The following is a 20,554-nucleotide window of genomic DNA, read 5'->3' on the forward strand; positions in this document are numbered from 1 at the left end:
CTCTACCGATCTCGATCTGGCCGAGCGCCGGTATGGCGGCCGCATGGTACAGGTGCGTGGCGCTGTCACGGGGGCCCTTCATGCATCGCCGGCGGTCGGCGATCGTCGCAGGCCCACCGCGCCCATGTATCGCTGAGCCGGCTTGGCATTTCTCTCTGTCCTCGTTGCAGAGCGAGGGGGCGCGAAGTTAGCCGGGTATGAAATTCACGAAACAGCAACAAATCCGTTGTCCGATTGTCATCAGCGACACATATTGCCTTTGCGGGAGTGCCCCTTTCGCCAATGACAAACGGGAGATGAAACATGAAGTTGTTCGGCTTTGCGGCCGGTGTTGCCGCCACCTTGACCCTGCTTTCCACCACCTCCGCCTTCGCCGCCACCCAGATCAGTTGGTGGCATGCCATGACCGGCGCGAATGCCGAGGTGGTCGACAAGATCGCCAAGGATTTCAATGCCAGCCAGAGCGACTATGAAATTCTCCCTGTTTTCAAGGGCACCTATCCCGAAACGCTGAATGCCGGCATCGCTGCCTATCGTGCGGGGCAAGCGCCCGACATCATCCAGGTGTTCGACGTGGGTACCGGCGTCATGATGGCAGCCGAAGGTGCGATCAAACCGGTGGCCGATGTGCTAACCAGCGCCGGCGTGACCTTCGACAAGAGCCAGTATTTGCCCGGCATCGTCGGTTACTATTCGAAGCCGGACGGGACCATGCTGTCCTTCCCCTATAATTCCTCGTCGCCCATCCTCTACTACAACAAGGATATTTTCCAGAAGGCCGGGCTTGATGTGAACAACCCGCCAAAGACCTGGAACGAGGTGTGGGAAGCCGCCAAGAAGATCAAGGCGAGCGGCGCCGCTTCCTGTGGCTATACCTCGACCTGGTTGACCTGGATCCACCTTGAGGCCTTCGCGGCCTGGAACGACGTTTCCTATGGCACCAACCAGAACGGACTTGCCGGAACCGACGTCGAGCTCAAGATCAATGCGCCGATCTTCGTCAATCATTTCCAGGCGCTCGCCGATCTGGCCAAGGACGGCACCTTCAAATATGGCGGCCGTACATCCGAAGCCAAGCAGATCTTTCTTGCCGGAGAATGCGGCATCTTCACCGAATCGTCGGGGGGGCTCGGTGACATCGTCAAGTCGGGCATGAACTACGGCATCGGCCAGCTTCCCTATGATAGTGACGCCAAGGGCGCGCCCCAGAACACCACGCCGGGCGGCGCCAGCCTGTGGGTGTTCGGCAACAAATCGGACGAGGAATACAAGGGCGTCGCGGCGTTCTTCTCCTATCTCTCCAAGACCGAAGTGCAGGAGTATCTGCACCAGAAGTCGGGTTATCTGCCGGTGACGCTCGCTGCCTATGAGGCGACCAAGAAGTCCGGCTTCTATGACAAGAACCCGGGCCGTGAGACGCCGATCCTGCAGATGCTGGGCAAGGCGCCGACCGAGAACTCGAAGGGCGTGCGCCTCGTCAACCTGCCGCAGGTGCGCGACATCGAGAATGAGGAGTTCGAGAAGATGCTGGCCGGCCAGCAGACTGCGCAGCAGGCGCTCGACAATGCGGTCGCACGCGGCAACAAGGCGATTCAGGAAGCGATCGGAAACTGAAGCGGTTTGTCAGTCGAACCTCGTCCACGCGGACCCGCGTGGACGACTTCCTGAACAGCGAGGGAACCACACTGTCTCCACGCGTCGTCTTTCCCAACAAGACCCTGCCTTACCTGCTGGTGGCGCCGCAACTCGCCATTACGCTGATCTTTTTCTACTGGCCGACGGGGCAGGCGCTCTACCAGTCGATGCTTAGGGAAGACCCGTTCGGGCTGAAGAGCAAGTTCGTCGGGCTCGCCAATTTTCGCAAGGTGCTGGCCGACCCGGCCTACCTCAACTCGATCAAAGTTACGCTGGTGTTCTCTCTGGCGACCGCGATCGTCGCCATGGGTGTGGCCCTGTTGCTTGCCGTCATGGCCGAGAAGGTGGTGCGAGGCAAAGGCCTCTATCGCACGCTGCTGATCTGGCCGTATGCGGTGGCGCCCGCGATTGCCGGCATGTTGTGGCTGTTTCTGTTCAATCCCTCGATCGGTTCGCTGGCCTACGCCTTGAGAGGTCTCGGCATCGCCTGGGATCCCTTGCTTAACGGAAACCAAGCCATGATCCTGCTGGTATCTGCGGCTGCCTGGAAGCAGATCAGCTACAATTTCCTGTTCTTCGTCGCCGGGCTGCAGGCAGTGCCGAAGACGTTGATAGAGGCGGCGGCCATGGACGGCGCCGGGGAGACGAAGCGCTTCTGGACCATCGTTTTCCCGCTGCTCGCGCCGACGACCTTCTTCCTGCTGGTCGTCAACACGGTCTATGCGCTGTTCGACACTTTCGGTATCGTCCATGCGGTCACCGGCGGCGGGCCGGGCAAGGCCACCGAGACGCTGGTCTACAAGGTCTACAATGACGGTTTCGTCAATTTGATCCTCGGCGATTCGGCCGCGCAGTCGGTCATCCTGATGGTCATCGTCATCTCACTCACGGCCATCCAGTTCCGCTATGTGGAACGCAAAGTCCACTACGGTTGAGCGCGAGCGATGATTGGTCAGTCCCCGCTTCGCGCCCTCATCGCCCACGCCGTGCTCATCCTGGGCATCCTGATCGTCGCTTTCCCGATCTACTACACCTTCGTTGCCTCCACGCAGACGCTGCAGACCATCCTCAAGCCGCCATTGCCTCTTTTGCCCGGCGACCAGGTCTGGAACAATTACAGCGAGGCGCTGTTCGGCGGTGTCGGCCGCATCGGCGGCGTCAGTGTCGGCCGATTGCTGCTCAACACCACGATCATGGCGCTCGGCATCGCGGTGGGGAAGATTTTCATCTCGATCCTTTCGGCCTATGCGATCGTGTTCTTCCGTTTTCCGCTTCGGATGGTCTTCTTCTGGCTGATCTTCATCACCCTGATGCTTCCCGTCGAGGTGCGCATCCTGCCGACCTACAAGGTGATGGTCGATCTCGGCATGATCGACACCTATGCCGGCCTGATCATTCCGCTGATCGCCTCGGCCACCGCCACGCTTCTGTTTCGCCAGTTCTTCATGACCATTCCAGGTGAGTTGGTGGAAGCGGCGCGTGTCGACGGCGCCGGGCCATGGCGCTTTTTTTTCGACATCCTGTTGCCGCTGTCGCGCACCAACATCGCAGCACTGTTCGTCATCCTCTTCATCTATGGCTGGACGCAGTACCTGTGGCCGCTGCTCGTCACCAACAGCAACGACATGAACACCATCGTCATCGCACTTAGAAAGATGGTTTCCTTCGCCGATGCCGATACCCAATGGCATCTGGTCATGGTCACCGCGATGCTGGCCATACTGCCGCCGATCCTGATCGTGGTGCTGATGCAACGCTGGTTCGTGCGCGGACTGGTCGATACCGAAAAGTGAGAAGCTGATGGCGACCGTCGATCTGAAGGATGTGAAGAAAGTCTATCCCGGCGGCGTCGAGGCGGTGAGGGGTGTCTCGATCGCCATTCCCGACAAGGAGCTTTGCGTTCTGGTTGGGCCGTCCGGCTGCGGCAAGTCCACGCTGCTGCGGATGATCGCCGGGCTTGAGACCATTTCTTCCGGCATCGTCGCCATCGACGGCAAGATCGTCAACACGATCGGTCCGACCGAGCGCGACATCGCCATGGTGTTCCAGAACTATGCGCTCTATCCGCATATGAAGGTCTACGACAACATGGCCTATGGATTGCGCAACCGGGGTACTCCCAAGGACGAGATCGACAGCAGGGTTCGCTCGACCGCCAAGGTGCTGGAACTCACGGCGCTGCTCGACCGGCGCCCACGCGAGCTTTCCGGCGGCCAGCGCCAGCGCGTGGCCATGGGTCGCGCAATCGTGCGCAATCCGAAAGTCTTCCTGTTCGACGAACCGCTTTCCAACCTGGACGCCAAACTGCGCGGCCAGATGCGGGTCGAAATCAAGAATTTGCAGCGCTCGCTCGGTGTCACCTCGGTCTACGTCACCCATGACCAGCTTGAGGCGATGACGCTGGCCGATATTCTCGTCGTCATGAATGGCGGATTGGTCGAGCAGACGGGTGCGCCGCTCGACATCTACGAGAAGCCGGCGTCGACCTTCGTCGCCTCCTTCATCGGAGCGCCGCCGATGAACCTTCTGCCTCTTTCGCAAGGACCGGCTGGTCCGGCGCTGACCGACGGCAAGACGGTTGACTTCGCGCCTACGAACGCCGCCACGCTTGGCTTCCGCCCTGAGGATGCCGACGTCACCTTCAGTGCCGAGGCATCATCCGGCGCGCTTATTCTGCCTGCGGCGGTCGAGGCGGTCGAACCTGTGGGAGCCGAAAGCTTTCTTCACTGTGCCGCCGGCGGCAACCGCATCGTCGTGCGTGTGGCCGGCCGCGCCACGGCCAAACCCGGCGATCAACTGCGCGTCGTGGCCAGGGCCGAGAAGCTGCATTGGTTCGACAATGCTGGGAAACGAGTCGATTGACGCAGCCGCTCGCGCCAATCCGACGCATCGGCAGTTCAGGCGAAGACATGCGCCTTGCCGGAAACTGTCAGACGCACGATCTCGCCGACGGCAGGTGCGTCGATTCCCGGCTTGCGTAAGGTCAGCGGTGTGCTGCCGATCGCCGCGGCGTCCGGCGGATCGGGGTTGTTCAACAGCCGCACGGCAATGGTGCACATCGAGCCTGCGAATTCCGAGTCCGTCACCTCGGCGAATATCGTGCCCGCAGGACCCGACATGCCTTCGCGCGACGTGCGCTTTACCTGCACCTGCTCCGGTCGCAGCATGATGCGGGCGATGTCGCGCCGCTCCTTCGAGTCGACGGCTATGCGACCAAGCGAGGAGGTGGCGAAGCCGCCTGAAATCTTTGCCGGCAAGATGATGGCGTCGCCAAGAAACTCGGCAACCATGCGGTCTTTCGGCTGCAGATAGAGTTCTCGCGGTGTGCCGATCTGAGAGAACTTTCCGTCGCGCATGACCGCCACCTGGCTGGCGAAGGACAGCGCCTCGGCCTGGTCGTGGGTGACCAGGATGGTGGTGATGCCGGCGGCTTCGAGTAGTTCGGCCACCGCCTTGCGCATCGAGGCGCGCAGACCGGTGTCGAGCGCCGAGAACGGTTCGTCGAGAAGCATCAGCCTGGGCTTCATCGCCATGGCGCGGGCCAGCGCCACGCGCTGCTGCTGGCCGCCGGAGAGCTGGTGCGGGCGGCGCTTGAGGATCGCCTTGTCCAGCCCGACGGTATAGGCGAGCTCGGCGATGCGCTCGGCGCGCTGGTCCTCGCCGCGGGCCATGCCAAAGCCGATATTGTCGCCGATGCTGAGATGCGGGAACAGGGCGCCATCCTGCGCCACCAGGCCGATGCCGCGGCGGTGCGCCGGCACCGCATGGCCGCCATTGGCCAGCACTTCGCCGTCGAGCACGACGCGGCCCTGGTCGGGCGCCTCGAAGCCGGCGATCAGCCGCAGCAAGGTGGTCTTGCCGCAGCCGGACGGGCCGACGATGGCGGTGCGACTGCCGCTGGCGGCGCTGAGGTCGACCCCGGCAAGGGCTGCGACCGGGCCGTAGTGCTTGGTGAGGCCACTGATTTCGAGAAAGCTCATCGCCCGGCCATCCGTTTCGACTGGACATAGAGCAGCCAGGTCAGCGGCAGTGACATCGCCACCATGATGAAGGCGTAAGGCGCTGCCGAGGCATAGTCGATCTCGCCGCTATAGGACCAGAACGCCATGGCCAGCGTGCGCGTGCCGTTGGGCGCCAGCATCTGGGTGGCGGTCAGTTCGTTCATGATGCCGAGCGCCACCAGCGCCATGCCGGCGGCGGCGCCAGGCGCCGACAGGCGGATCGTCGTCGACCACAGCGCTTTCAGCGGCGGCCGGCCAAGGCTGGCGGCGGCGCGTTCGAGCTCGACCGGCGCCTGCGCGATCGAGGCTCTGAGGCTGATCAGCGCGCGCGGCAGGAACATCAGCGCATAGGCGACCAGGATGGTGAACAGCGTCTGGTAGAGCGGCATGGCGATGCGCACGGTAATGGTGACCAAGGCCAGCGCGATGACCACGCCGGGCAGCGAACCGACAATGTAGTTGCAGCCTTCGAGCAGCCGCTGCAGCGGTCCCGGCGCGCGGATCGAGATCCAGGCCATCGGCATGGCGGCGATGGTCGCAAGCAAGGCGCCGGCCAGCGCCAGGAACAGCGTGTGGCCAAGCGCCAGGCCGATCTCGTCCAAACGCCAGACATCGGCGCCGCCGGCGACCAGCCAGCGGCCGATGGTGACGAAGGGCACGCCGATGGCGAGAAGCGTGGCGATGGCAGGCAGAGCCAGGCAGGGCAGGGTGGCGCGACCGAGCCTGGTGCGCTGCTGGCGGCGCGCGGCACCCGAGCCTACGCGGGCATAGCGTTCCTCGCCGCGCACCAGCACCTCCAGCGCGAGCAGCACGAAGCAGCAAGTCACCAGGACGCCGGCCAGCATGTTGGCGGCGGGACCGTTGAAGGTCGACTGGAACTGGTCGACGATCGCCGTGGTGAAAGTGTCGAAGCGGATGAAGACGTAGAGGCCGTATTCGGCCAGCAGATGCAGGCCGACCAGCAGCGCGCCGCCGCAAATGGCCAGTCTCAGCTGCGGCAGCACGACACGCCAAAACACCCGCCATGGTCCAAGGCCGAGTGCTGCGGCTGCGTCCTCCAAAGCAGGATCGAGCCGGCGCAGAGCCGCCGCCAGCGGCAGATAGAGGAACGGGAAATAGGCGAGAACCGAGACCAGCACGCCGGCCCACAGGCCGTGCAAGGTCGGCACCATGGTGATCCAGGCGTAGGAATGCACGAAGGCGGGGATGGCGAGCGGCGCCACCGACAGCCAAGCCCACAGGCGGGCGCCGGGCAGGTCGCTGCGCTCGGTCAGCCATGCCAGCGTCACCGACAGCACGGTGGCGATCGGCACGGTGAGCGCCACCAGAAGCACGGTGTTGACCAGAAGTTCGCCGACGCGCGGCCGGAAGACCAGGGCCGAAGCAGTGTCCCAGCCGATCTGCACACCGATCCAGATGATGAACGCCAGCGGCAGCAGCGACAGCAGCGAGACAATTATGGCGGCAAGCGCGATCCAGGACATGGGCTTCCGGCGGGACCGCCCGACTGTCTGGCCTGAACGTGCGAGATCGACCGCAGTTTGCATCAGCTCGACCGCGCCACTGCCGCCGGGGCGGGGGCGCCGCAGGCGCGGCCGGAAACGCAATGTGTTGTCATGGACAATGCCATCTCGAAAACAGAGCGCTCCTGCGGAAAGTCCGGCAGGAGCGCAATCGTTGCCCTTTTAGGACGAACCCAGCCTAAAGCAAGCCGGCTGCCGTCATCAGGTCCGTCACCTTTTTGGAGTTCAGTGTCGCCGGATCGACCTTCGGCGCCTGCAGGTCGGCCAGCGGCACCAGCCTGGGATTGGACTGCGCGTCCTTGCCGATAGCGTATTCGAAGGACGTGCCGGTCTTCAGCACGTCCTGGCCGCCTTTCCCGGTCACCCATTTGAGGAACGCCTGGGCTTCCTTCGGGTGTTTGCTCGAGGCGAGCACGCCGCCGCCGGAGATCGAGACGAAAGCGCCGGGATCCTGGTTCTTGAAATAATGCAGTTCGACGTTCTTGCTGTTTTCGCCGGTCTTTGCCTGATCGCCGAAATAGTAATAGTGGTAGATGATTCCGCCTTCGATCTCGCCGGCATTGACCGCCTTCATCACCGTGCCGTTGCCCTTGTAGGCGGTGAAATTCTCCTTCATGGCCTTCAGCCAGTCGGCGGTTGCGGCTTCGCCCTTGAGCTCGAGCAACGCGCTGACGATGGCCTGAAAATCGGCGCCGGAAGGCGAGGCTGCCCAGCGGCCTTTCCAGGCGGTATCGGCGAGATCGAGCATCGATTTGGGCAGCTTTTCGGCCGTGAGCTTGGTTTTGTTGTAGGCAAAGACGGTGCTGCGCGCCGCGACACCCACCCATCTGCCGCTGCTCGGCTGGAATTCGGCCGGGACTTGCGCCAGCGTGTCGGCGTCGACCGGCGCGAAAAGGCCCGCCGCTTCGACCAGGGTCATCGCCGGCGAGTTTTCGGTCAGGAACACGTCGGCCGGCGAAGAAGCGCCCTCGGCGACGATCTGGTTGGAGAAATCGCTGTCGCCGCCATTGCGCAGCGTGACCTTGATGCCGGTTTCCTTGGTGAAACCTTCGACCCATTCCTTGGCCAGGCTCTCATGCTGGGCGTTGTAGACGATGATGCCGGCATCCGCGGCCATCGCCGGCCCGGCGATCATGCTCACGGCCAGCGCTGTGGCCCCCGCTAGGGTGGAGAGCGTGTATCTCATGGCGTCATCCTCAATCTCGGTGGTTCTGGTTTCGCAGGCTGCACCTATCGATACCTGACAGCAGTAGTCAACATTGCTCGGCTGCTTCAATCGGTCGCCGCTCCCGCAAACTTTCGTGATTTTGCGGCACTTTGGCTTGGACATCATTTCGCCGGACACGTAACAAATCGGTGCCGAGGCGCGAAGATCGGGGAGTGAACTCTTGTGAGCGGCAAGGATGAGGCCGAGCTTTCCCGGCTGATGCGGGCCGCGATCGCGGGAGATGAAAGGGCCTACGCCGACTTTTTGCACCGGATCGCCGCGCTGGTTCGCGGCTTTGCGAGGCGCAAGATCGTACAGGGCGGGGTCGATCCCGAGGATGTCGTGCAGGAAACCTTGCTGGCCATTCATGTGAAACGGCATACCTGGCGCCAGGACGCGCCGGTGTTGCCATGGATCTATGCGATAGCCCGCTTCAAGCTGATCGATGCTTTCCGGCGGCGCGGACGGCGCATCGAAATCGAGATCGACGAGATCGCCGAGACCTTTGCCGAGCCGGAAACCGAGACCGTCAGCGAACGCGACATCAACCGGGCGCTGGACGGACTGCCGGCTGCGCAGCGTTCCGTCGTTTCTTCGATCTCGGTCGACGGCCGCTCCATCGGCGAGACGGCGGCCAGGCTCGGCGTCAGCGAGACGGCGGTGCGGGTGTCGCTGCATCGCGGGCTTGCCGCGATCGCCAAGCGATTTGGGCAGGGGCGCTTCGGGCGGCAGTGACATGAGGACGGAGGATCTCATCAAGGCACTCGACGCCGACACAAGCAGCAAGGCGATGCCGCTGCGCTCGGCCTGGTGGATGGCGGCGGCAGCCGCGGCGGTGATCGCGGCTCTGGTCTTCTTTCTCACCATCGGCCCGCGTCCCGACATCATGACCGCCATGCACACGATGCGGTTCCTGGCGAAGTTCGTGTTCACCATCGTGCTCGCCGTCACCGCCTTTGGCCTGGTCCGGGCGTTGTCGACGCCGGGCGCTTCGACGGCAAGAGCCGCGGCCTGGATGCTGGCGGCGCCGCTGCTGGTGGCCGTGGCGGTGGCTCTCGAACTGTTCATGGTGCCGGAGCCGATGTGGAGCACGCGCATGGTCGGCTCCAACATGATGATCTGCATGGGCTTCATCCCGCTGANATCGGCCCGCTTGCCGTCTTCCTGTGGATGCTGCGCTATGGCGCGCCGACGCGGCCGGTGTTGGCCGGGGCGGCCGCGGGACTGCTCGCCGGCGGCCTGGCGGCGACCTTCTACGCCGCGCACTGCTTCGACGATTCGCCGCTTTTCGTCGCCACCTGGTACACGCTCGCCATCGCCGTCCTCGCCGGTCTGGGCGCGCTCGGGGGACGGTTCTTCGTGCGCTGGTGACCGGGCGGTCCAAGATCGCCCAATAATCACCGATCCTTAATCATGCCGGCAATTGTTTGCGGGTTCACCGTGTTGCCGGTGGCTCCGGCGCAACCTTTCCTTAAAATCGATCATCCAGTGTTTTTTGCAGAAATGTGTTGCGCATGGGGTGGCATGCACAGTGATGCGACGAGAGCGAAAAAGCCTGCGGGCTGACAGTCACGTGGCTTTGGTGCTTGCGGCCGGAGGGCTTTGCGCTGCCGTGGTCGCGCTCCTGCTGTCGCGGCTCGATCTCAGCGCCGAAGTGCTGAAGCTATGCCTGCAGATATCGGTGCCGGTCGCCGCCGTGGCGCTGATACTCGCCGCCCTGTTCATTTACCGGATACTGGACGATCGCCGGCAGATCGCCGAAAGCGAGCAGCGTTTCCGCCGCGCCATGGAGGATTCGGCGATCGGCATCGCCATTGTCGGCCTCGACGGCCGCATCCACGAAACCAACCCGGCCTTCGCCGCCATGCTCGGCTACAGCAAGCAGGAGATCGAGGCGCTGACCTTCTTTCAGATCACCCATCCCGACGATGTGCAGATCGGCCGTGAGACGATGGACGGCATGCGGGCGGGCACCGTCAACGCTTTCCACTTCGAAAAGCGCTACCTCAGGAAGGACGGCACGCCGGTATGGGCCCATCTTGCGGGCTCCGTCATTCGTGACGAGAAGAGCGGCCGCCCGCTCTACCTGGTCTCGCAGATCGAGGATATCGACGCGCGCAAGCAATCCGAGGCGCGCATAGCCGAGGCCGAAACGCGCTGGAATTTTGCCTTGGCCAGCGCCGGACAAGGCGTCTGGGACCTCGACATGCGCAAGGGTGGCACCACCTACTCCGCCACCTGGGTGAAGATGCTGGGCTATGCCGATGGCGAGCTGGACGGCGACCCCGACCGCTGGCTGGCGATGATCCACCCCGACGATCGCGAAAACGTGGCCGAAGCCGATCGTGCCCATCTGGAGGGCAGGACACCGTTCTTCGAAGCCGAGTTCCGGATGCGCCACAAGGATGGCCACTGGGTCTGGATCCTTGATCGCGGCAAGACGCTCGAACGCGACAAGGACGGAAGGTTGGTCAGGGCCATCGGCAGCCTGACCGACATCACCCAGCGCAAGCAAACCGAGGAAAGCCTCATCGTATCGGCGGCAATGCTGGCCGACGAGAAGGAGCGGCTGAGGGTGACGCTGCAGTCGATCGGCGACGCCGTCATCTGCACCGATGCCGCAAACCGCATCACCTTCATGAACCCTGTCGCCGAAAAGCTCACCGGCGTTGTTGGCGCAGAGGCGCTCGGCAAGACGCTTGGCCATGTCTACTGGGCGGTGGACGAAGAAACCGGGCAAAGGATCGGCATGACGCGGCCGGCGCTCGGCAGCGCCAGCCCTGCCGACCAGAACAGTCGCGCCGTCCTCATCCGTCGCGACGACACGCGCTGCAGCATCCGCCAGGTGGTGTCGCCGATCATGAACGACCGCCAGGAGTTCTGCGGCCTGGTCATCGTCTTCCAGGACTTCACAGATGCGCGCGCCTTGCAGCGCCAACTCGCCTATGCCGCCGCGCATGATGCGCTGACCGGCCTTGCCAACCGTTCGAGCTTTATCCGCACCATGGAGGAACTGGTCGACCGGAGCCGCAAGGCCGGCACGGCCAGGCCGGCGGGCGAGCATCATTTCATGTTCATCGATCTCGATCATTTCAAGCTGGTCAACGACACTGGCGGCCACGCCGCCGGCGACGCCTTGCTGAAGCGGGTTGCCGAGGCCATTCGCGGTGCGCTTGGGCCGGAGGATATCGTGGCCCGCCTCGGCGGCGACGAATTCGCGGTCGTCCTGAAAGCCGGCTCGAGCGCCGGCGCCAGGATTGCCGCGCGCTCGGTCATCGACGCCATCCGCGGCCTGCAGTTCAGCTGGGACGGCCGGCCGCATGCGATCGATGCCAGCATCGGGCTGGCGCCAATCCACAGCAACAGCGGTGAAGTCGACGAGATCATCGCCCGGGCCGATGCTGCCTGCTATGCGGCCAAGGCCGCCGGCCGCGGCTGTGTTTCCGTGGCGCCTGACGATACCGGGTCAAGAGGCCAAGCAGAGCCGCCGCTTGCAGCGGCGTCCTGAGGGAGCACGGAACTTTCGTTCTGGTGGTTAGCGCGTCGGAACCGGATGCTCGCCGCGATAGTCGTAGAAGCCGCGCCCGGTCTTGCGGCCGAGCCAGCCGGCCTCGACATATTTCACCAGCAGCGGGCAGGGGCGATATTTCGAATCCGACAGGCCGTCATGCAGCACCTGCATAATCGACAGGCAGGTGTCGAGGCCGATGAAATCGGCGAGCTGCAGCGGTCCCATCGGATGGTTGGCGCCGAGCCGCATGGCGGTGTCGATGGCATCGACCGAGCCGACCCCCTCATAGAGCGTGTAGATCGCCTCGTTGATCATCGGCAACAGAATGCGGTTGACGATGAAGGCCGGAAAATCTTCAGAGACGGTGATGGTCTTGTCGAGCTGTTTCACATAGGCCTTGGCCGCCTCGAAGGTCTGATCCTCGGTAGCGATGCCGCGCACCAGTTCGACCAGCTTCATCAGCGGCACGGGGTTCATGAAATGTATGCCGATGAAACGCTCAGGACGGTCGGTCTGCGCGGCAAGCCGGGTGATCGAAATCGACGAGGTGTTGGTCGCCAGAATGGCTTCCGGGTTGAGCTGGGGACAGAGCTGCGCGTAAATCTTGCGCTTGACCGTCTCGTCCTCGGTCGCCGCCTCGATAACCAGATCGGCACCGGCGAGATCAGCCATGGTGGGGGCTGCGGAAATGCGCGCCATCGCTTCGTTACGCAGCTTTTCCTCAAGCTTGCCGGAGCCGACCTGGCGGGCCATGTTGCCGCTGACCGTGGCAATGCCCTTCTCGATACGGTCGGGCGAGACGTCGTAGATCAGCACCTTGAAACCCGAAAGTGCTGATACATGCGCGATGCCGCCGCCCATCTGGCCGGCGCCGATGATGCCGATCGTCTCGATCTTGGCCATTTGCAGCGATCCCGTCGAAAAGGCCTTTGCGGCCTGCTTTTTGTGCAGTGCAAACTAAAAGGGTGGGGCAGCTTCGTCTACCCCACCCTTTCACAATTTAATACGCTTTGGCAGAAAGCGTCAAAGCGCCTTTTGCAGTTCCGGCAGGATGACGAACAGGTCGCCGACCAGGCCATAATCGGCAACCTGGAAGATCGGCGCCTCTTCGTCCTTGTTGATGGCGACGATGACCTTCGAATCCTTCATGCCGGCAAGGTGCTGGATGGCGCCGGAAATGCCGACGGCAATATAGAGGTCAGGCGCCACGACCTTGCCGGTCTGGCCGACCTGCCAGTCATTCGGGGCGTAGCCGGCGTCGACGGCAGCGCGCGAGGCGCCGACGGCTGCACCGAGCTTGTCGGCGACCGGCAGGATGACTTCCTGGAACTTTTCCGAGGAACCGAGCGCGCGGCCGCCCGAAATGATGATCTTGGCCGAGGTCAGCTCCGGACGGTCGGTTTCCGAGAGTTTGTTCTCGACGAAAGTGGAGAGGCCGGGATTGGCCGCGGCCTTGACCGTCTCGACAGCTGCCGAGCCGCCCTCCGGGGCAGCCTGGAAGGAGGCGGTGCGCACAGTGATGACCTTCTTGGCGTCGCTCGACTGCACCGTCTGGATGGCGTTGCCGGCATAGATCGGCCGTTTGAACGTGTCTGGTGAAACCACTTCGATGATCTCGGAGACTTGCGCGACATCGAGCAGGGCCGCCACGCGCGGCGCGACATTCTTGCCCGACGAGGTCGCCGGCGCGATTATGGTGTCGTAGGCGCCGGCCAGCGAGACAACGAGTGCGGCGAGCGGTTCGGCGAGGCGCTCGGCCAGTTCGTCGGCCTCGGCCAGCAGCACCTTGCTCACGCCCTCGAGCTTGGCAGCGGCGTCGGCCGCGCCCTTGGCGCCTTTGCCGGCGACCAGCACATGCACGTCCGAACCGATCTGCAGCGCCGCCGAGAGCGCCTTCGCGGTCTGGTCGGAAAGGCTGGCGTTGTCGTGTTCTGCGATGAGGAGAATGGTCATTTTATCTGTTCCTTCCAGTCTCAGAGCACGCCGGCTTCGTTCTTGAGCTTGTCGACCAGTTCGGCGACACTGTTGACCTTCACGCCTGCCTTGCGGCCGCTGGGCTCCTCGGTCTTGAGCACCTTCAGGCGCGGCCTGACGTCGGCGCCGTAATCGGCCGGGCTCTTTTCGTCGAGCGGCTTCTTCTTGGCCTTCATGATGTTGGGCAGCGAGGCATAGCGCGGCTGGTTGAGGCGAAGATCGGCGGTGATGATCGCCGGCATCTTCAGTTCCACCGTCTGCAGGCCGCCGTCGACTTCGCGCGTCACCTTGGCCTTGTCGCCGTCGAGCACGACCTTGGAGGCGAAAGTGCCCTGTGCCCAGCCGAGCAGGGCGGCCAGCATCTGGCCGGTCTGGTTCGAGTCATCATCGATCGCCTGCTTGCCGAGGATCACGAGACCGGGCTGTTCGGCGTCAACGACGCCCTTCAGCACCTTGGCGACGCCGAGCGGCTCGGTCTGCTCGTCGGTCTTGACCAGGATGGCGCGGTCGGCGCCCATGGCGAGCGCGGTGCGGAGCGTTTCCTGCGCCTGCTGCGGGCCGACCGAAACGACGATGATCTCTTCGGCCTTGCCGGCTTCCTTCAGCCGGAGCGCCTCTTCCACCGCGATCTCGTCGAACGGGTTCATCGCCATCTTGACGTTGGCGAGTTCCACCGCCGAACCATCGGCCTTGACGCGAACCTTGACGTTCGCATCCACAACCCGCTTCACGGGCACAAGGATCTTCATTGTCTGTCACCTCTCCTGAGATATCCGGGCGCGCTATAGCAGCGTGCGCCTCCGCAGAGTTGTCGAAAGCCGACATTCCTGACTGAATTCCGGCCAAACGGAATTCTGGCCGGACGGAATTCTTGTCTTCTGCCGCCTAGCGGTGGCGCTCTCCGTAGTTGTGGCGACGCAACACGTCAATATGCCACGGCAGCGGCCAAACCACCCAAATCGGTTCACTTGTGACCGGAAGCGCCACCCCGGCCCCAACGCGTCTCAGGTTGCACGGGAGCGGGACCGGCTGGCGCCGGCCCAGTAGAAGCGGCTGGCTGATCGGCGGGTTGCGGCTCGCCGTCGCCACCGGCGAGCAGCGGCACGCCGCGGCTGCGCATGATGAGCACCAGCACGCCACCGGCAATGATGCCGCCAATATGGCAGGCCCAGGATATCTGGTTTTCGCCGCCGGCGGCAAACATCACCACCTGGAAGCCGATCCACAGGATCAGCGGGATGAAGGCCGGGATACGCAGCGGAATCCGGGCAAAGACCAGCACCCACACTTTCACCCGGGGGTAGAGGACCAGATAGGCGGCGACGACGCCGGCAATGGCGCCGGAGGCGCCGATCAGCGGAACCTCCGAACTCCAGGCGACGAGCCCCTGCAAGAAGGCGCCGGCGATGGCGCAAAGCAGGTAGAAGATGAGGTAGCGGATGTGGCCGAGTGCGTCCTCGACATTATCGCCGAACACCCACAGGAACAGCATGTTGCCGCCGAGATGAAAGATATCGGCATGCAGGAAGGCATAGGTGAGGTAACTCAGGCTCTCCGGAATGACGACGAATTGGGGCGAGAGTTCTGCCGTATCGTGGACAACGGAAGGAATAAAGCCGAGGCCGAGCACGGCGGCATTGTTGAAATTTTCGCCGCCGATCGTGGTGATGAGAAAGACCAACGCGTTGGCCGCGATCAGGCCGATCGTCACATATTGCAGCCGGATGTGGCGCAACCTGTTGGAGTCGTAAAGCGGGATGAACATGCCCCAAGCCCTTTCCCGCCTTCGAGAAAATTCAGCGGTTCTTGCCGGGCACCCATAACACGTCGGCATTTCCGTTGTCATTGACCGCACGGGCGGCGACGAACAGAAAGTCGGAGACGCGGTTTATGTATTTCAGCCCCTCGCGATTGACATGTTCGGCCGGGTCCTGCGCCAGCGCCACCATGATCCGCTCGGCCCGTCGCGCCACGGTGCGGGCAAGATGAAGTGCTGCCGCCGCCGGCGTGCCGCCATTGAGCACGAAGGATTTGAGCGGCTGCAGATCCTTGTTGAGAAGGTCGATATCCTTTTCGACGCGGTCGGTCTGCGAGGCGATGATGCGCAGCGGCTCGTAGCCGAGCGGCTTGCCGTCGTCGGGCACGGCGAGATCGGCGCCGAGGTCGAACAGATCGTTCTGGATGCGGGACAGCATGGCGTCGATGGCGGGATAACTTGCCGCTGTGTGCAGGCGGGCGATGCCGATGCAGGCATTGGCTTCATCGACGGTGCCGTAGGCATCGACGCGCAGGTCGGATTTCAGCCTGCGTTCACCGGTGCCGAGGCCAGTGGTGCCGTCATCGCCGGTGCGGGTGTAGATCTTGTTGAGCTTGACCACGTCGCCTCCCGAACGGCCGTCACTTGCGGGTGAAATACACCACCAGCAGGATCAGTGCCAACGCCAGCGCCTGCAGCAGCACGCGTGCCTGCATCAGCTTGTTCGAGCTCACACCGGAGCCGCCGCGCATCATGTTGATGAGGCCGCGGACAAGCACGATCACCACGGCGACCATGACGAGGACGAGGAGGACTTTGATGACGGTTGCCATGATCTGTTCCCAGTTCTGTTGCGATCAGGCGCGTCCGGCCAGAACGCGGTAGAGCATCGATGCCGGCAGGATGCGCTTGAGCATCACGCCAATCCTGGCCGGCACTGTTACCACATAGTGCGGGCGCGGGCGCCGCGACAGAAGTGCATGGCGCAAGGCCGCATAGACCACCTCCGGCCCCTTTTTCAGCCGTGATGAGCTGCCGCCGGCCCGAAGCCGCGCCAGCTGCGCGGCATAGGCGACGTGGTGGACGGAATTCTCGTGGTCGATGTTTTTCAGGAACCAGAACAGCCCGTTGCTGGCGATTTTCGAGGTCACCGGCCCCGGTTCGATCAGCGAGACATGGATGCCGCTGCCCCTGAGTTCCTGCTGCATGCACAGCATCAGGCCTTCGAGCGCGTGCTTGGAGGCTGAGTAGGCGCCGCGAAAAGGCACCGGCGCTAGCCCAAGGATCGAGGAACAATGAACGAGGCGGCCATGTCCCTGGCGACGCATTACCGGTACGATGCGTCGTGTGAGGTCGTGCCAGCCGAAGAAATTGGCCTCGAACTGCTCGCGCAATGCCGCAACCGGCAGGTCTTCCACGGCGCCGGGCTGTGCATGGGCGCCGTTGTTGAACAGGGCGTCGAGGCGTCCGCCTGTCCGCTCCAGCACCGATGCCGCAAGTGCTGCGATGGAATCCGGCTCACGGTAGTCGAGATAAAAGGCCTCGATGCCGTCGGCTTCAAGTGCGGCTATGTCATCCGGCTTGCGCGCCGTTGCAAACACGCGCCAGCCATCCGCCTTCAGCGCACGGGCGCAGTGGGCGCCTATCCCGGACGAGGCGCCGGTGACGATGATGGTGCGCAACTCTTTGGCAGGCGGCATCGTGGTTTGAGCAAGGGTTGCCATTTGCCACAATCCCTTCCCATATTCGCGGCGTCGAGACAATCGAAGGGAACGCGGCTCTTGATGCGGAATATCGTCGTGCTGCGCCGCGTGCTCTATGACGCGCTTGGCCATTTCAACACCGATGACGGCTGGGCCATGGCCAGCCATCTGGCGATCACTTCGCTCATGGCGCTGTTCCCGTTCCTGATCTTCGCCACCACGCTGGCGAGCTTCCTCGGTGCGCAGGCGTTCGCCGATACTGCCGTGCACCTGGTCTTCGACACCTGGCCCGAACAGATCGCCAAGCCTATCGCGCGCGAGGTGCTCAACGTGCTGACCGTGCGGCGCACCGATCTTTTGACCTACGGCGTGCTTCTGGCGGCCTATTTCGCCTCCAACGGCATCGAGGCGCTGCGCACCTCGCTCAACCGCGCCTACCGCGTCGCCGAAACGCGCGGCATCATCTACCGCCGGGTGCAGAGCATTTTCTTCGTGCTGATCGCGACGGCCGGTTTCCTGGCGATCAGCGTGCTCCTGGTCTTTGCGCCTTTGCTGGCGCGGCTGGCGGAAGCTCATTTCGAGTGGATCAAACCCTATACGGGCACGATCACGCTGTGGCGCTACGTCATCGCCTCAACCGTCATCATTGGTGGCTTGTTTGCCGTCCACTACTGGCTGCCGGCGGGCAAGCGCCGCTTTGTCTCGCTGGTGCCTGGCATCATCTTCACTCTGGCTGCGTGGCTTGTCGGCTCGACGATGTTCGCGACCTACCTCGACCATTTCTCGTCCTATGTGACGACCTATGCCGGCCTCGCCTCGATCATGATCGCCGTGGTTTTCCTCTATATGCTGTCGGCGATCTTCATCCTCGGCGGCGAACTCAATGCGGCGATCAGCCGCTTTCTCGAAGCGCGCGCGCGTGTCGGCAGCTAGGTTTTGGCTGGCCGAGCCGTGGCCAGCCCGACGCCGAGCGTCGCGATTGCCATGCCGACGATCTGCACGAGGCTGAGCCGTTCGCCGAACAGCGCCCAGGCGATGACAGCGGTGACGGCCGGCACCAGGTAGAACAGCGACGCGACCTTCGACATCTCGCCGTCGCGGATCATCACCATCAGCAAGAAGATGGCGCCGATCGACAGCACCAGGACCAGCCAGGCCATGGCGAAGATCAGTTCGCCGTTGATGATCACCGTGTGGGTCTCAAGGGCCAGCGAAGCCAGGATCATCAGCGAGCCGCCGCCGATATATTGCCACATCGTCGCCGCCACCAGGTCGCCACCCGAGGCATAGCGCTTCTGCCAGATGGTCCCGGCGCTCATGCCCAGCACCGAGACCAGCGACGCCGCCAGGGTTTCGGGCGTAACGCCGCCGCCGAGAGCGCCGAGCTTTGGCCACAGCACGATGATCACCCCCACAAGGCCGACGGCAAGGCCGGCCCAGTGGCGCGGCAGGATGGCCTCGCCGAGGAACCGGCCGGCAAGCACGGCGGTGATCAGCGGTTGCAGGCCGACGATCAGCGCCGAAAGCCCGGCGGGCATGCCCCTGTGGATCGCCCAGAACACGGCGCCGAGATAGATGCCATGCATGAGGATGCCAGAGACCGTGGCGTGAAGCGCTTCTGCCCTTGTGGCTCGCTTCGAGCCAAGCACGAGCATCAGGCCGGCGAGCAGCAAGGCGGCGATGACAAAGCGGGCCGCCAAAAAGGTGAAGGGCTCGGCCCAGGGCATGGCGTAGCGCGCGCCGATGAAACCTGTCGCCCATAGGACGACAAACGAGGCGGGGATGAACCGCTTGAGACTGTGCATTTTCGGGGAAGCCGTTTCCGGTGGAGAGGTCCGATTCGGTGAAGAGACAAATACGGCAATTGCTCTAATGCGGTTCAATCCGGCAAGCAAAGCGAAACAATTGGTACATAAGCTCATCCTGATGTAGGAGGTGGCCGAATTCAAAGGGCGGCGTCAGGGCAATCGACTTCTGTCGATGGATCCGGCGACATGGCGTTTTGGCTTCGACAGGGAGCGCGCATGCTGTTGCATCTCGACACAAGCTGGCTTTTGATGACGGTGGCCAGTGTGGCCGTGTTTGGCTTCTTCTTCGGTTCAGCGCTCGACGCCATCATGCAGGAGGACGGTTTTGGGTCGACCGGCAACACATTGCTGTTCACGCTCGGCTTTTTCGCCGCGGTCATGGCCGCGAACGAACATGGCATCGTCCTGAGAGATCTGAAGCTCGCGGTTGCCTGGGGACTGGGCGGCGCCTTCGCGTTTATAGGCGCGTTGGCGCTGCTCAAGGCGGGGCTGGCCCGGCTTTAGTCAGAGCCCGACCAGCCGCCTGACATCGTCCGGCAACATCCCTGCCGGCCTCAGCGCGGCAAGGCCGGTATCAGCAAAACTCTTCGACAGTTTGCGCCCATCCGGTCCGAGTATGAGACGGTGGTGGAAATACTGCGGCTGGCCGAGGCCGAGCAGTTCCTGCAGCAGGCGCTGGATGCCGGTCGCGGAATAAAGGTCGCGGCCACGCACGACATGGCTGACGCCTTGCAGAGCGTCGTCAACGACGACGGCCAAGTGATAGCTGGTCGGGATGTCGCGGCGCGCCAGAATGACGTCGCCCCAGTCCTGCGGACGCGCCTCGACTCGCTGCGTCGCCGAAAGCGTCTCGTTGGTGAATTCGCGCCAGGACAAATCCGTGCCGACGCGCGCCAGCGCTGCATCAATGTCGAGGCGCCAGGCGAAGGGCGCATTTTCGGCGATGCGGCGGTTGCGTTCGCTGACCGGCAGCGCCTTGTCGGCGGCGGGATAAAGCGGCACGCCGTCCGGGTCGCGCGGCCAGCCGCGGCCGCGCTTTTCGCTGTCGGCGATGAAGGCCCTGATCTCGCCACGGCTCATAAAGGCAGGGTAGACGAGTTCTTCGCGGACCAGCCGGTCGAGCACGGCCTGATAGTCGGAGAAATGCTCGGCCTGGCGCCGCACCGGCTGTTCCCATTCGAGACCTAACCATTCGAGGTCGCGAAAGATGCCGGCCTCGAATTCAGGCGTGCAGCGGATCGTGTCGATGTCCTCGATGCGCAGCAGCAGGCGGCCGCCGGCCGCACGCGCCAGTTGCTGGTTGAGCAGTGCCGAATAGGCATGGCCGAGATGCAGTTCGCCATTCGGGCTCGGCGCGAAGCGGAATGTCAGGAGCGTCATCTCACAAGCGGCAATCGGGTTGTGCAGCGGTTTTGCCAATTGCTACCGTGAGGTCG

At 63.5% G+C, this 20,554-nt stretch carries 20 protein-coding genes and 1 pseudogene; 9 read left to right on the forward strand and 12 right to left on the reverse strand.

All coding sequences use genetic code 11. From position 1 onward, the window contains the following. Positions 1-303: 303 nt before the first annotated feature. The 4 genes from ugpB to X751_RS158865 all read left to right on the forward strand — a co-directional run bounded on the left by ugpB (position 304) and on the right by X751_RS158865 (position 4,497). Complete coding sequence (ugpB, locus tag X751_RS158880; RefSeq protein ID WP_023743999.1) at positions 304-1,614, forward strand: sn-glycerol-3-phosphate ABC transporter substrate-binding protein UgpB; 1,311 nt, start codon at positions 304-306, stop codon at positions 1,612-1,614. A 71-nt stretch (positions 1,615-1,685) separates the two neighbouring features. Continuing rightward, a complete protein-coding gene (ugpA, locus tag X751_RS158875) occupies positions 1,686-2,570 on the forward strand; it encodes a sn-glycerol-3-phosphate ABC transporter permease UgpA (RefSeq protein ID WP_023731064.1) in 885 nt (294 codons plus the stop codon). A gap of 9 nt (positions 2,571-2,579) precedes the next feature. Continuing rightward, positions 2,580-3,428 (forward strand): sn-glycerol-3-phosphate ABC transporter permease UgpE, encoded by an 849-nt coding sequence (gene ugpE, locus X751_RS158870; protein ID WP_023694018.1) that lies wholly within the window; start codon positions 2,580-2,582, stop codon positions 3,426-3,428. A gap of 7 nt (positions 3,429-3,435) precedes the next feature. Continuing rightward, a complete protein-coding gene (locus X751_RS158865) occupies positions 3,436-4,497 on the forward strand; it encodes a sn-glycerol-3-phosphate import ATP-binding protein UgpC (protein WP_023744000.1) in 1,062 nt (353 codons plus the stop codon). Between the two features lie 35 nt (positions 4,498-4,532). Here X751_RS158865 and X751_RS158860 read toward each other — a convergent pair whose 3' ends face one another. From X751_RS158860 to X751_RS158850, 3 genes are all read right to left on the reverse strand, one after another. Beyond that, entirely contained in the window at positions 4,533-5,615 is a 1,083-nt protein-coding gene (locus tag X751_RS158860; protein ID WP_023744001.1) for an ABC transporter ATP-binding protein, read from the reverse strand. After that, positions 5,612-7,183, reverse strand: a complete 1,572-nt coding sequence (locus X751_RS158855) for an iron ABC transporter permease (RefSeq protein ID WP_023744002.1) — start codon at positions 7,181-7,183, stop codon at positions 5,612-5,614. Before X751_RS158855 ends, X751_RS158860 begins: the two co-directional genes overlap by 4 nt. 154 nt (positions 7,184-7,337) lie before the next feature. Continuing rightward, positions 7,338-8,345: an iron ABC transporter substrate-binding protein gene (locus tag X751_RS158850; protein WP_023744003.1), complete on the reverse strand. Its 1,008-nt coding sequence runs from the start codon at positions 8,343-8,345 to the stop codon at positions 7,338-7,340. A 204-nt stretch (positions 8,346-8,549) separates the two neighbouring features. Between X751_RS158850 and X751_RS158845 the strand changes: the two genes are divergently transcribed. The 3 genes and pseudogenes from X751_RS158845 to X751_RS158840 all read left to right on the forward strand — a co-directional run bounded on the left by X751_RS158845 (position 8,550) and on the right by X751_RS158840 (position 11,874). Then, positions 8,550-9,101, forward strand: coding sequence for a sigma-70 family RNA polymerase sigma factor (locus X751_RS158845; protein ID WP_023671665.1), 552 nt, complete (start codon positions 8,550-8,552; stop codon positions 9,099-9,101). 1 nt (position 9,102) lies between these two features. Next, positions 9,103-9,737, forward strand: a pseudogene (locus tag X751_RS01000000163540) (NrsF family protein). Positions 9,738-9,939: 202 nt separating this feature from the next. Further along, positions 9,940-11,874: a PAS domain S-box protein gene (locus X751_RS158840; protein WP_050592347.1), complete on the forward strand. Its 1,935-nt coding sequence runs from the start codon at positions 9,940-9,942 to the stop codon at positions 11,872-11,874. 27 nt (positions 11,875-11,901) lie between these two features. Here the strand turns inward: X751_RS158840 and X751_RS158835 are convergent, their stop codons facing one another. From X751_RS158835 to X751_RS158805, 7 genes are all read right to left on the reverse strand, one after another. After that, entirely contained in the window at positions 11,902-12,780 is an 879-nt protein-coding gene (locus X751_RS158835; RefSeq protein ID WP_023671668.1) for a 3-hydroxybutyryl-CoA dehydrogenase, read from the reverse strand. Between the two features lie 120 nt (positions 12,781-12,900). Next, positions 12,901-13,830: an electron transfer flavoprotein subunit alpha/FixB family protein gene (locus X751_RS158830; RefSeq protein ID WP_023685323.1), complete on the reverse strand. Its 930-nt coding sequence runs from the start codon at positions 13,828-13,830 to the stop codon at positions 12,901-12,903. 20 nt (positions 13,831-13,850) lie between these two features. Next, positions 13,851-14,600: an electron transfer flavoprotein subunit beta/FixA family protein gene (locus X751_RS158825; protein WP_023694013.1), complete on the reverse strand. Its 750-nt coding sequence runs from the start codon at positions 14,598-14,600 to the stop codon at positions 13,851-13,853. 215 nt (positions 14,601-14,815) lie between these two features. Then, positions 14,816-15,616 carry a rhomboid family intramembrane serine protease gene (locus X751_RS158820; RefSeq protein ID WP_023694012.1) on the reverse strand — a complete coding sequence of 267 codons (801 nt, stop codon included), beginning with the start codon at positions 15,614-15,616 and terminating at the stop codon, positions 14,816-14,818. A gap of 31 nt (positions 15,617-15,647) precedes the next feature. After that, on the reverse strand, positions 15,648-16,229 hold the full coding sequence (locus X751_RS158815) for a cob(I)yrinic acid a,c-diamide adenosyltransferase (RefSeq protein WP_023671672.1): 582 nt from the start codon (positions 16,227-16,229) through the stop codon (positions 15,648-15,650). A 19-nt stretch (positions 16,230-16,248) separates the two neighbouring features. Further along, positions 16,249-16,440 carry a twin transmembrane helix small protein gene (locus X751_RS158810; protein WP_023671673.1) on the reverse strand — a complete coding sequence of 64 codons (192 nt, stop codon included), beginning with the start codon at positions 16,438-16,440 and terminating at the stop codon, positions 16,249-16,251. A gap of 24 nt (positions 16,441-16,464) precedes the next feature. Then, entirely contained in the window at positions 16,465-17,331 is an 867-nt protein-coding gene (locus X751_RS158805; RefSeq protein ID WP_081732471.1) for an SDR family oxidoreductase, read from the reverse strand. Positions 17,332-17,391: 60 nt separating this feature from the next. Here X751_RS158805 and X751_RS0132740 point away from each other — a divergent pair, with 60 nt between their 5' ends. Further along, a complete protein-coding gene (locus X751_RS0132740) occupies positions 17,392-18,243 on the forward strand; it encodes a YihY/virulence factor BrkB family protein (RefSeq protein ID WP_023671675.1) in 852 nt (283 codons plus the stop codon). Here the strand turns inward: X751_RS0132740 and X751_RS0132745 are convergent. Then, entirely contained in the window at positions 18,240-19,115 is an 876-nt protein-coding gene (locus tag X751_RS0132745; protein ID WP_023671676.1) for a DMT family transporter, read from the reverse strand. The two genes, X751_RS0132740 and X751_RS0132745, sit on opposite strands and share 4 nt — an antisense overlap. Positions 19,116-19,334: 219 nt before the next feature. Between X751_RS0132745 and X751_RS158800 the strand changes: the two genes are divergently transcribed. Next, positions 19,335-19,622, forward strand: coding sequence for a hypothetical protein (locus tag X751_RS158800; protein ID WP_023671677.1), 288 nt, complete (start codon positions 19,335-19,337; stop codon positions 19,620-19,622). On the opposite strand, the gene gluQRS is transcribed toward X751_RS158800, so the two are convergent. Beyond that, complete coding sequence (gluQRS, locus tag X751_RS158795) at positions 19,623-20,498, reverse strand: tRNA glutamyl-Q(34) synthetase GluQRS (protein ID WP_023686689.1); 876 nt, start codon at positions 20,496-20,498, stop codon at positions 19,623-19,625. Positions 20,499-20,554: the final 56 nt, after the last annotated feature.

It is taken from the genome of Mesorhizobium sp. LNJC394B00, from assembly GCF_000502555.1.
Lineage (GTDB): Bacteria > Pseudomonadota > Alphaproteobacteria > Rhizobiales > Rhizobiaceae > Mesorhizobium.